8 protein-coding genes are annotated in these 11,734 nt (G+C 68.8%); 3 read left to right on the top strand and 5 right to left on the bottom strand.

Going from position 1 to position 11,734, the window contains the following annotated elements; translation table 11 throughout:
- The 5 genes from ACH9EU_RS13185 to ACH9EU_RS13205 all read right to left on the bottom strand — a co-directional run.
- Window positions 1-319: ATP-binding cassette domain-containing protein (locus ACH9EU_RS13185; RefSeq protein ID WP_396414370.1), on the bottom strand; the 319-nt coding region annotated here is incomplete at its 3' end.
- 139 nt (window positions 320-458) lie between these two features.
- The gene (locus ACH9EU_RS13190; protein ID WP_396414371.1) at window positions 459-3,074 is read right to left on the bottom strand and encodes a family 78 glycoside hydrolase catalytic domain; all 2,616 of its coding nucleotides are present in this window, start codon (window positions 3,072-3,074) and stop codon (window positions 459-461) included.
- 225 nt (window positions 3,075-3,299) lie between these two features.
- Window positions 3,300-4,559 (bottom strand): extracellular solute-binding protein, encoded by a 1,260-nt coding sequence (locus ACH9EU_RS13195; protein WP_396414372.1) that lies wholly within the window; start codon window positions 4,557-4,559, stop codon window positions 3,300-3,302.
- A gap of 56 nt (window positions 4,560-4,615) precedes the next feature.
- The gene (locus ACH9EU_RS13200) at window positions 4,616-5,437 is read right to left on the bottom strand and encodes an ABC transporter permease subunit (RefSeq protein ID WP_396414373.1); all 822 of its coding nucleotides are present in this window, start codon (window positions 5,435-5,437) and stop codon (window positions 4,616-4,618) included.
- Entirely contained in the window at window positions 5,434-6,243 is an 810-nt protein-coding gene (locus tag ACH9EU_RS13205) for an ABC transporter permease subunit (RefSeq protein ID WP_396414374.1), read from the bottom strand. Before ACH9EU_RS13205 ends, ACH9EU_RS13200 begins: the two co-directional genes overlap by 4 nt.
- Window positions 6,244-6,935: 692 nt before the next feature.
- Here ACH9EU_RS13205 and rhaI point away from each other — a divergent pair.
- The 3 genes from rhaI to ACH9EU_RS13220 are packed head-to-tail and all read left to right on the top strand — an operon-like array spanning window position 6,936 to window position 11,686.
- Window positions 6,936-8,102 carry an L-rhamnose isomerase gene (rhaI, locus tag ACH9EU_RS13210; protein WP_396414375.1) on the top strand — a complete coding sequence of 389 codons (1,167 nt, stop codon included), beginning with the start codon at window positions 6,936-6,938 and terminating at the stop codon, window positions 8,100-8,102.
- Between the two features lie 54 nt (window positions 8,103-8,156).
- Window positions 8,157-10,214, top strand: a complete 2,058-nt coding sequence (locus ACH9EU_RS13215) for a bifunctional aldolase/short-chain dehydrogenase (protein WP_396414376.1) — start codon at window positions 8,157-8,159, stop codon at window positions 10,212-10,214.
- A 5-nt stretch (window positions 10,215-10,219) separates the two neighbouring features.
- On the top strand, window positions 10,220-11,686 hold the full coding sequence (locus ACH9EU_RS13220) for an FGGY-family carbohydrate kinase (RefSeq protein ID WP_396414377.1): 1,467 nt from the start codon (window positions 10,220-10,222) through the stop codon (window positions 11,684-11,686).
- Window positions 11,687-11,734 lie beyond the last annotated feature (48 nt).

Here is an 11,734-nt window from a genome sequence, read left to right on the forward strand (position 1 = left end):
TCTTGGCGATCTTCAGGGCGAAGCCCATGTTCTCCGCCACGCTCATGTGCGGGTAGAGGGCGTAGTTCTGGAAGACCATCGCGATGTCCCGGTCCTTCGAGGCCAGGTGCGTGACATCCCGGTCACCGATGTAAATACTGCCGCCGGTGACCTCCTCCAGCCCCGCCAGCATTCGCAGGGTGGTGGACTTCCCGCACCCCGACGGGCCCACCAGGACGAGGAACTCCCCGTCGGCGATCTCCAGGGACAGGTCGGTGACCGAGGGCGAGGCCGCCCCGGGGTACTGACAGGTCACACGGTCGTAGACAACAGAAGACATGGTTCAAGCCTCTTTCCCGGCAGGCACGTGCCGGACGATCCGAAGGGAGAAGTAGGAATATCAACAACGGCGTCCCCCCTGGTCAACAGGGTGAACATGCGCACGGCGGGCGACTCGACGAGGATTCCTCGAAGGTTCGTCACTGCGCGAGTGCGAGCGAACTGACTGTCGTGGTGGTGCCCGGGTGGAGGTCCACTTTCGAACCATCGGGCATCACGAGTTCCGCTGTAGCGCCGGTGGGGACCGTGGTCATGACTGACAGTCTCCCGTGGTCGAGGGACCATTCGATGGCCACGAGTCCGTACGGTGACTGATGTGAAGCTCGGGCCCAGGTGAGACCTCCGCCGGGGCGGGGCTGGAACCGTGTCCGACGCCAGCCGGGCTCGATGGGCTCGAGGCCAGCGATGGTGGAGTACATCCATCGGGCCACCGCGCCGAGAGCGTAGTGGTTGAAGGAGGTCATCTGGCCCGGGTTGATCGTGCCGTCCTCCAGCTGGCTGTCCCAGCGTTCCCAGATGGTGGTGGCTCCCTGGGTGATCGGGTAGAGCCAAGAGGGGCAGCCGCGTTCGAGCAGTTGGCGGTACGCCGTGTCGTGGGAGCCGGTGCGGGTGAGAGCCTCCGAGATCAGCGGTGTTCCGACAAAACCGGTGGCGATCCGGTGATCGGCTGCTTCGACCAGTTCCCTCAGCCGGACCCCGGCGACCGCGAGCAGATCCCCGTCCACCAAGTCCATGCAGATGAGCATCGCATAGCCGGTCTGCGACTCCTGGGCCAGGCGACCGTCCTTGTCGAGGTAGCGGTTCCGGATGGCGGCGGCAACCTCGTCGGCGAGCCTTGCGTAGTGGTCGGCGTCCCCCTGACGGCCGATGACCTGCGCGGTCTTGGCCAGGTGGCGGGCGGACCAGGAGAAGTAGGCGCTGGCCACCAAGTCGCGGTCCGTCATGGCCTCGGCCGGATCGTCCGGCGGGGCGGAGGGGTCCAACCAGTCGCCGAGCTGGAAGTCGCCGGTCCACAGCCGGTCTTCTCCGGCGCGGCGTTCGAGAAGATCCACCCAGGCCTTCGCACTGGACCACTGCCGCTCGAGCACGGCTCGATCGGCAGATGCGAACCAGACGTCCCAAGGGGTCAGCACTGCAGCATCCCCCCAGGCCGCGCCCGGACGGATCGGGGTCCACATCTCCCGGCCCGGTACCACAGGCACGTACCAGGGTACGGTGCCGTCATCCCACTGCTCGGCGGACAGGTCCTTCAGCCAGGACGAGAGCATGCCGGTGGCGTCGAAGAGCGTCATCGCGGTGGGGGCGAACACCTGGATGTCCCCGGTCCAGCCGAGCCTTTCGTCGCGCTGCGGGCAGTCGGTGGGTACGTCGACGAAGTTGCCGCGCATGGACCACAGGACGTTTTCGTGCAGACGGTTCAGGTCAGCATCAGAGCATTCGAACCACCCGGTGCGCTCCATGGCCGAGTGATAGACCCGAGCCTCGACCTCCAGAGCGTCCAGGACTGCCGGGGGGGCTGCCACCTCCGCGTAGCGGAACCCGTGATAGGTGAACCGCGGTTCCCACGACTCGACGTCGTCGGTCGCGAACGTGTAGCGGTCGGTGGCCTCGGCCAGGCGCAGAGGCCGGACGCAGAGTTCCCCGTCCTGCAGGACCTCCGCGTGGCGCATCACGATCGTCTCCCCTGGGATTCCGGAGGCGCGGATGGCCAGGCGGCCGACCAGGTTCTGCCCGAAGTCCAGGATCACCCGGTTCGGCTCCTTCCGCTCGACCGAGACCGGAGTGAGCGTCAGCATGTGCTGAATGGGGGGGCCGTCCGGGGCCACCAAGGTGGAGACGTCTCGTTCACGGATGCTCACCCCTTCCCACGCCGAATGGTCGAAGCCGGGTTCCGACCATCCTGCCGGCACCTGGCGGGCGTCGAAGGTCTCGCCGTCGTAGATGCCGGAGAAGAGGATGGGGCTGGGCGCCGAACGCCATTGGTCATCCGTGGCGAGGATCTGCCGTGAACCGTCCGCATAGTCGATCTCGAGCTGCGCCAGCAAGGACAGGTCGGAACCGTAGAGATTGCGGTTGCCGCCGTTGAAACCGAGCCGACCCCGGTACCAACCGTCGCCCAGCCAGGCCCCCAAAGCGTTGGTCCCGGCCCGCAGTCTCTGAGTCACGTCGTAGGTGAACACTCGCAGCCGCTGGTCGTAGACCGTCCAGCCCGGCGCAAGAGCGTCTTCGCCCACGCGCTGGCCGTTGAGCTCCAGCTCGAAAAGGCCGTGCGCGGTAACATGCACCCGGGCGCGTACCACGCCGACGCCGACCGAGAACTCCCGGCGTAGGATCGATGGGCGACGATCGGATTCCGGGTCCTCGGGACGAGCGGAGGAGACCGGCACGGCCGTCCAGTCCGCCGCAGTCAGGCCCCGCTCGACCAGGTGCGGATCGCTCCACGGGGACGGATCGCCGTCCGCCCCGCGCACCCGCACCCGCACCACGACGCCCTGCCGAGGTTCCAGGGCCGGCCCGGGCCAGGGAAGGTAGAGAGACTCCTGGCCCTCCACGGGGCCGTGGAGGCTGGCGATGCTTCGGTCGGCGGCATCACGAACCTCCACCTCGTAGGCCTTCTGCTGCCAGTCGGCAGGTGCGTCGACCCACCAGGACAGTCGGGGGCGCTCCTCCGCGATGCCCAGGGTCGCCCTCCCGGCCACGGGGATCGAATGGTGATTCTCGAAATGGAGGTCTCGGACGGCGATGTCAGTGTTCACTCTCATAGGACTTTCGTTCGTTGGTCAAGGAGTCGACTGAGGGGTCGGCCGCGCACTGCAATGAGCGTGGCGCCGGCCTCTCACGACGCCGACATGGCGTCATGGTGGTCGATGGAGGAGGCAGTTGTGGACACGACAGTGGGTCGTGCAGCTCGGTGCCCGGCTGTCGCCGCAGCCTCAACCGGGCACCGGAGGCGCAAGAGACGTCGTGGACGCCGCTCGCGACTACGCGCCCTGCTGGTAGGCGGCGTCCATCTGGGCCAGAGCGTCCTGGACCGTCGTCTGACCGCCGAGCAGCTCCTGAACGACGGCGAAGTGGGTCTGCTGGACCCGGGCGTTGGGCCAGAGCTGGTCCATGAACGGATCGGTCTTGCCCTCCTGCTGGTACTCCTGCAGGACGGTGAGGGCCGGGTGGGTGTCGAACTCGTCGTTGGGGATGGCCGGCAGGGCCGCGTTCGTCTCGGCATACAGGTTCATGCCCTCGGGGCTCTGGATGAAGTCGATGAACTTCAGTGCGTTCTCTGTGTTGTCCGAGGAGGCGTTGACGGCGTACGCGGAGCCGGCGGCGCCGGCCATCCGGGTCTCCTCGGGGTCGTCGGTGGCGGGCAGGGGCAGCATGTTGAGCTCGGTGCCCTCCGGCGCCTGGCCAGTGATCTGGGGCACCGCGGAGTTCACCTGGACGACGCCGAGGGCTTCTCCCTGCGCCACCATCGACAGGCTCCGTTCGTAGTCGGTACCCAGGGGATTGTCCTGGAAGCACCCGGCGTCCTGCATCTCGAGGTACTGGTCCATAGCGTCCTCCCATCCGGAGTCGACGAACGTCGCTTCGCCTGCGTCCATGTCCTCGGCGAAGTCGGGATTGGGGCCATAGACGAGAGTGGGGGTGAGAGCGTAGGGGACGAGCTGGGTGACCCAGTTGGTCTGCGCGCCCAGCGCGAACGCCGACTTGCCGGCGTCCTGTGCGGCCTTGCAGAACTCGAAGAGTTCGGTGCGGGTGGTCGGCGCGGTCAGGCCGGCCTCTTCCATGGCAGTGGTGTTGTAGACCGCTCCGATGCCGGAGAAGGACACGGGTGCGCCGTAGGCTGCTCCGTCGACCTCCATGACCTTGGCGATGCCTTCCGGCAGGTCGCCCACGTGGTCGGAGATGTCCTCGACGAATCCGCCGCCGCCGACCGTGTCCACGGTCATGGGGTTGCCGGTGCCCGGCCACACGAACACGATGTCGGAGGCGGTGCCGGAGGAGAGCTGGGTGCGCGTCGTCGTCTGGTACTCGTCCAGGGAGGAGGTGGTGTACTCGACGTCGATGTCGGGGTTGGCCTCTTCGAACGCCGGAACGACGACGTCGAGAGCTGCCTTCTCATTGGAGGTGGCCGCAAGGGTCAGCGTGCCCCCATCGCCACCTGTGGCGTCGCCACCTCCCCCGCAGCCGACGAGGAGGAACGTGGTGGCGAGGGTGACGGGCGGGAGCAGTCGTGTTGAACGCATGGTGATCGCTTTCTGTGATGGAGAGATATGCGGCAAAGGTGTGTATGGAGCGCCGATCAGCCCTTCAGGCCACCGGCGAAGCCCTGGATGATCGTCTTCTGCATGGCGAAGTAGACGAGGAGGATGGGCGTGATGGTGATGACGAGGCCGGCGAACACGAGGTTCCACTGAGACACGTACTGGCTGACGAACGAGAACAGGGCCACGGGGACGGTCTGGTTGCCGCTGCCACTGAGGTAGAGCAGCGGAGTGAGGAAGTCGTTCCAGACCTGGAGCACGTTGAGGATCACGACCGTGCCGGTGATCGGACGCAGCAACGGGAAGACGACGCGCCAGAAGGTCTGGATCGACCCGCACCCGTCGATCGCGGCGGCTTCCTCGTACTCCGGGGGCAGTACCCGGATGAAGCCGGTGTAGAGGAAGATGGAGAAGGGGATCTGCGAGCCGGTGTAGAAGAGGACGAGCGACCACGGTGAGCCCAGCAGCCCCAGGTCCCGGACGGTCGTGTAGAGCGGGATGAGCGCCAGCTGGAACGGCAGGAGCAGACCGACCATGAACCCGTAGAAGGCCCACCTGGACCAGCCGCGCGCCACCCGGGCCAGCCGGTAGGCGGCCATGGCGGCGGTGACGACGATCAGTGTGACGCTGACCACGGTCACGAAGCCGCTGGTCAGCAGGGCCTGGCCGAGCGAGGCCTGCTGCCAGGCGTCGACGTAGTTCTGGAACGTGATGTCCGTGACCGGGGCCAGAGGCGAGCTCTGATCGTCGGTGCGCTTGAGAGAGAGATTGATGAGGATGTAGAGCGGCACGAAGAACAGGGCCGTGACGCCGAGCATGAGCAGTTCGATCCCCAGCGTGCGGCCGGTATAGCGATTCACTTGGAACCTCCTTGTCGGGAGAGCAGACCGTACTGGGCGCCCGAGAGGACCGCGACGAAGATGGTGAGGACGAGTGCCATGGCGATGCCGTAGCCGAAGTCGCCGAACTGGAAGGCGTTCTTGTAGATCATCGTGGACATCGTGTCGGTAGCCGTGCCGGGCCCGCCGCCGGTCATGACCCACACCTGGTCGAAGAGTTTCAGGCCGCCGATGATGGACAGCATGAGGTTGATGGTGATGGCCGGGGCCAGTTCGGGGCGGATGATCGACCAGAAGCGACGGAACGCTCCGGCCCCGTCCACGTGCGAGGCCTCGAGGATCTCCTGGGGCACACCCTGCAGGGCCGCCAGGAAGATGACCATCGAATAGCCGGCGAACTGCCAGACGACGACGCCGACGATGGCCCACAAGGCGATCTCGGAATCGCCGAGCCAGTTCTGCTGGAGGGACTCCAGGCCCACCACGCCGAGCAGCTGGTTGAGGGCCCCGTCGGGCGTGTACATGAACTTCCACAGATACGCGGTGGCCACGGGAGTCACCACCGCCGGCGCGAAGAGGACCACCCGGAGGACGTTGCGGCTCTTGATCTTGGTGTTCACCCCGAGGGCGAGCAGAAGACCGATGAAGTTCTGGATGATGACGATCCCCGCGGCGATGAGCAGGGTGTGGATGATGGCGCCGAAAGCTCCGGGGTCGGCGAGAATGCGGCGAAACTGCGCCAGCCCCACGAAGTTCCGATCAGCAGAGAGCCCGTCCCAGTCCGTGAAGGCGAAGACCGTGCCCTGGAGGCTCGGCCATACCACCACGAAGAGGTACAGCGCGGCTGCGGGGGCAAGGAACCACCACGGCGCTCGACCGGCCGCCCTGCCCCGGCGGCGAGCCGGAGGGGTTTCCGGCTCTCTGGCGTGAGCCGCGGCCGAGGCCCGCGCTTCGGCTGCCTGCACGACGGGGTTCTGCTCTACGGGATGTTGCTGAGGAATAGCCGGTGCCATCGTTGATGCTCCGATCTGAGTCGTTTCAAGTTGAAACGTTTACACACGGGTTACCGCGTGTCAAGAGTCACACTTCTGCGTGACGGTGGCGGGATTGAAGCCTGGGCGTGTCACGGGCGCGGGGGTGCGGCAGACAGGGCGGACCGGTCCGGCCGCCATGGCGTTCGGTGGGTCCATCAGCTTCGCCACCTGCGGGGGTGGCCCACCAGTGTCCCCGCCGGCGCATCGGTCGCCAGCCCTGCAATGGTAGGCCTGCGGCCGCTTCTCGACCGCAACCGTGGCTGACCGCGACACCCGGGGCGGTGGGCTGCGGGGGTCCGCATCGGCTTCCCGCAGGGAGCAGCGTCCCCGCTCGGAAATCGAGTGGCTCCGAGGGGTCACCATGGCTCCGCCTGTCGCCATTGACGTGGTCAGTATCACGCCGTAGGCTCATGAAACGATTCATACGCGGAGGCTGGGCGTCGTGCCGGCTTCCGGTGCCGCCTCCCACGAAAGGTGTGAAATACATGCCTGTTTTCGACGACATCGCATCCCAGCTGGCCTCCCAAGCCATCGAGGTCCCCTCGTGGGCCTACGGCAACTCCGGCACCCGGTTCAAGGTGTTCGGCACCCCGGGCACCCCGCGCACGCCGGAGGAGAAGATCGCCGACGCCGCCATGGTCCACCGCATGACCGGCCTGGCCCCTCGGGTGGCGCTGCACTACCCGTGGGACAAGGTCGACGACTTCTCGGCGCTGGTCCGCCACGCCGAGGACCTCGGCGTGGGGATCGGCACGATCAACTCCAACACCTTCCAGGACGACATCTACAAGTTCGGCTCGCTCACGCACCTGGACCCGTCAGTGCGGCGCGCGGCGATCGAGCACCACCTCGAGTGCATCGACGTGATGGACGCCACCGGTTCCCGGGACCTCAAGATCTGGCTCGCAGACGGCACCAACTACCCCGGGCAGGGTGACATCCGCGGCCGCCAGGACCGGCTGGCCGAGTCCCTGCAGGAGATCTACGACCGGTTGGGGGAGGACCAGCGGATGGTTCTGGAGTACAAGTTCTTCGAGCCGGCGTTCTACCACACCGACGTCCCGGACTGGGGCACCAGCTACGTGCACTGCGCGGCGCTCGGGCCCAAGGCCACCGTGTGCCTGGACACCGGCCACCACGCCCAGGGCACCAACATCGAGTTCATCGTGGCCCAGCTGCTGCGGCTCGGGAAGCTCGGTTCCTTCGACTTCAACTCCCGCTTCTACGCCGACGACGACCTCATCGTGGGCGCGGCGGACCCGTTCCAGCTCTTCCGCCTCATGGTCGAGGTGGTCCGAGGGGGCGGTCTGGATCCGGCGACGGGGGTGGTGTTCATGCTCGACCAGTGCCACAACATCGAGGAGAAGATCCCCGGTCAGATCCGCTCGGTGCTCAACGTCCAGGAGATGACCGCCCGCGCGCTGCTGCTGGAGCGTGCGACCCTGGCCGCCGCCCAGGACGCCGGTGACGTCCTGGGTGCCCACCAGATCCTCATGGACGCGTTCTACACCGACGTCCGGCCCGCGCTGGCCGAGTGGCGCGAGACCCGCGGACTGCCGGCCGACCCGATGGCCGCCTACGCCGCCTCCGGGTACCAGGAGTCCATCACCGCCGACCGTGTCGGCGGCGCCCCGGCGAGCTGGGGCGCGTAGCCCCGGCTCCAGCACTGCGCCCGCCGCACGACCACCGAACGCAAGGAAACCGCCATGACCCACTCACTCGTCGAGACCACGCATCCCGCCGTCGCGGACCTGATCGCCCGCTCCAACCGACTGGGCGCCGACCCGAAGAACACCAACTACGCCGGGGGCAACACCTCCGCGAAGGGCACCACGACCGACCCGGTCACCGGCGAGGACGTCGAGCTGCTGTGGGTCAAGGGCTCCGGCGGGGACCTCGGCACCCTCACCGAGAAGGGCCTCGCCACCCTCCGCCTGGACCGGGTCCGTGCCCTGACCGGCGTCTACCGCGGGGTCGAGCACGAGGACGAGATGGTCGCGGCCTTCGACTACTGCCTGCACGGCAAGGGCGGGGCCGCCCCGTCGATCGACACCGCCATGCACGGACTGGTCGACGCCGCCCACGTGGACCACCTGCACCCGGACTCCGGCATCGCGGTCGCCACGGCCGCCGAAGGCCCGGCGCTCACGGACGAGATCTTCGGCGGGAAGGTCGTGTGGGTGCCCTGGCGCCGACCCGGATTCCAGCTGGGCCTGGACATCGCCGCCATCAAGCAGGCGAACCCGGACGCGATCGGCTGCATCCTCGGCGGCCACGGCATCACCGCCTGGGGTGACACCAGCGAGGAGGCCGAGTCCGCCTCCCGGTGGATCATCGACACCGCCGAGGCGTACATCGCCGAGCACTCGGAGCCCGAGCCCTTCGGCCCGGCCCTGGACGGCTACGGAGCCCTGCCGGAGACCGAGCGCCGGGCCAAGGCCGCCGCCCTCGCCCCGGTGATCCGGGGACTCGCCTCGGCCGACCGCCCGCAGGTCGGCCACTTCACCGACGACCCCCGGGTCCTGGAGTTCCTCGCCGCCGCGGAGCACCCCCGCCTGACGGCGCTGGGCACCTCGTGCCCCGACCACTTCCTGCGCACCAAGGTCAAGCCCCTGGTCCTGGACCTGCCCGCCGGCGCCCCGGTCGAGGACTCGATCGCCCGCCTCAAGGAGCTGCACGAGGCGTACCGGGCCGACTACCAGGCCTACTACGACCGCCACGCCACGGCCGACTCCCCGGCCATCCGCGGGGCCGACCCGGCCATCGTGCTCGTGCCGGGCGTCGGGATGTTCTCCTTCGGCAAGGACAAGCAGACGGCCCGGGTCGCCGGGGAGTTCTACCTCAACGCGATCAACGTGATGCGCGGGGCCGAGGGGATCTCCACCTACGCGCCCATCGACGAGGCCGAGAAGTTCCGCATCGAGTACTGGGCGCTGGAGGAGGCCAAGCTCCGGCGCATGCCCGCGCCCAAGCCGCTGGCCACCCGGATCGCCCTGGTCACCGGGGCGGCGTCGGGGATCGGCAAGGCCATCGCCACCCGCCTGGCCGCCGAGGGGGCGTGCGTGGTCATCGCCGACCTGGACGAGGAGAAGGCCCGGGCCGCGGCGGCGGAACTCGGCGGCACCGACGTCGCCGTCGGCGTGGCGGTGAACGTGGCCGACGAGGCGGCCGTGCAGGCCGCGATCGCCGAGGCCGTCCTGGCCTTCGGCGGGCTGGACCTCGTGGTGAACAACGCCGGGCTCTCCCTGTCCAAACCGCTGCTGGAGACCACCGAGCAGGACTGGGACCTCCAGCACGACGTCATGGCCAAGGGCTCGTTCCTGGTCTCCAAGAACGCCGCCCGCGTGCTCATCGCCCAGGAGCTGGGCGGGGACATCGTCTACATCTCCTCGAAGAACTCGATCTTCGCCGGCCCCAACAACATCGCCTACTCCGCGACCAAGGCCGACCAGGCCCACCAGGTCCGGCTGCTGGCCGCCGAGCTGGGCGAACACGGCATCAAGGTCAACGGCATCAATCCCGACGGCGTCGTGCGCGGCTCCGGGATCTTCGCCGGCGGCTGGGGGGCCAAGCGCGCGGCCGTCTACGGGGTGCCGGAGGAGGAGCTGGGGAAGTACTACGCCCAGCGGACCCTGCTCAAACGCGAGGTCCTGCCCGAGAACGTCGCCAACGCGGTCTTCGCCCTGTGCACCGCCGACTTCTCCCACACCACGGGCCTGCACGTGCCCGTCGACGCCGGCGTGGCCGCGGCGTTCCTGCGGTGAGCGCCGTGAGCAGCGGCGCGGCGGTGGCCGCCGTCGACCTCGGGGCCACCAGCGGGCGGGTCGTCCTGGGGGGCGTCGACGACGGGCGGTTGCGTCTGCGCCACGTCGCCCGGTTCCCCAACCAGCCGGTGCGCCTGCACGAGGGGAACCGGGCGGGCCTGCACTGGAACATCACCGAGCTCTTCCGCTCCCTGAGCGCCGGGCTCGCCCAGGCGTGCCGGGAGGAGCCCGACGTCGTCTCGATCGGCGTCGACTCCTGGGCCGTGGACTACGCCCTGCTGAGGGGCGGGCGGATGCTCGGGGTGCCCTACCACTACCGCGACGAGCGCACCGCCGCCGGGGTGGAGGCGGTCCACGCCCGCGTGCCGGCCCAGGAGCTGTACCGGCGCAACGGACTGCAGCACCTGCCCTTCAACACCCTCTTCCAGGTGGCCGCCGACCGGGTCTCGGGGGACCTCGACCTGGCCGACCGGGCGCTGCTGATCCCCGACCTGATCGGCTACTGGCTCACGGGGCAGCAGGTGACCGAGGCGACCAACGCCTCCACCACCGGTCTGCTCGACGTGCGGGCCCGGCAGTGGGACGCCGAGCTGATGGACCGGCTGGGTGTCCCCCGCACCCTGTTCGCCCCCGTCGTCCCTCCCGGGGCAGGGATCGGTGCGCTGCTGCCCGAGGTCGCCCACGATCTCGGCGTGTCACAGGAGCTGCAGGTCACCGCCGTCGGCTCACACGACACCGCCTCCGCGGTGGTGGCCGTCCCCTCCACCGGCGACGACTCCGCCTTCATCTCCTCGGGCACGTGGTCGCTGGTCGGCGTCGAGCTGGACGTCCCGGTGCTCACCCCGGAGAGCCGGGCGGCGAACTTCACCAACGAGGGCGGCGTGGACGGACGGGTGCGGTACCTCAAGAACGTCTCCGGGCTGTGGCTGCTCTCCGAGTCCCTCCGGAGCTGGGGGGGTCCCGGGGCCACCGACGCCCAGCGCGGCACCGCCCTCTCCGCGCTGATCGCCGAGGCCGCCGACGTCTCCCGCCCGGTCCCGGTCTTCGACGCGACCGACGACCGTTTCACCGCTCCCGGGGACATGCCCGCCCGCATCGCGGACTGGTGCCGGGAGCACGATGTGGAGCCCCCGCGGACCCGCGCCGAGGTCGTCCGGTCCATCCTGGAGTCCCTGGCCGCGGCGTACGCCACCACGATCGAGCAGGCGGAGCGGCTGTCCGGGCGGAGCATCCGCACCGTCCACGTCGTCGGCGGCGGGTCGCAGAACACCCTGCTGTGCCAGCTCACCGCCGACCGCACGGGTCGTACCGTCTACGCCGGCCCGGTCGAGGCCACCGCGATCGGCAACGTCCTCGTCCAGGCCCGGGCCGCCGGGATCGTCTCCGGGAGCCTCGAGGCCCTGCGTGCCATCGTGGCCGCGACCTTCGAGCCCGTGCGCTACGAACCCCGGGTGCTCAGCACTCCTGTATGAGGGCCGGCCCATGGACGGCGCCCGGAGCGAAACGAGCCGGCCCGCCCC

The organism is Kocuria rhizosphaerae, from assembly GCF_044462265.1.
Lineage (GTDB): Bacteria > Actinomycetota > Actinomycetes > Actinomycetales > Micrococcaceae > Kocuria > Kocuria rhizosphaerae.

Bases quoted from the DNA above. Each gene is read 5' to 3' on its own strand.
- ACH9EU_RS13195 (WP_396414372.1), bottom strand. From the start codon at position 4,559: ATGCGTTCAACACGACTGCTCCCGCCCGTCACCCTCGCCACCACGTTC.
- rhaI (WP_396414375.1), top strand. From the start codon at position 6,936: ATGCCTGTTTTCGACGACATCGCATCCCAGCTGGCCTCCCAAGCCATC.
- ACH9EU_RS13215 (WP_396414376.1), top strand. From the start codon at position 8,157: ATGACCCACTCACTCGTCGAGACCACGCATCCCGCCGTCGCGGACCTG.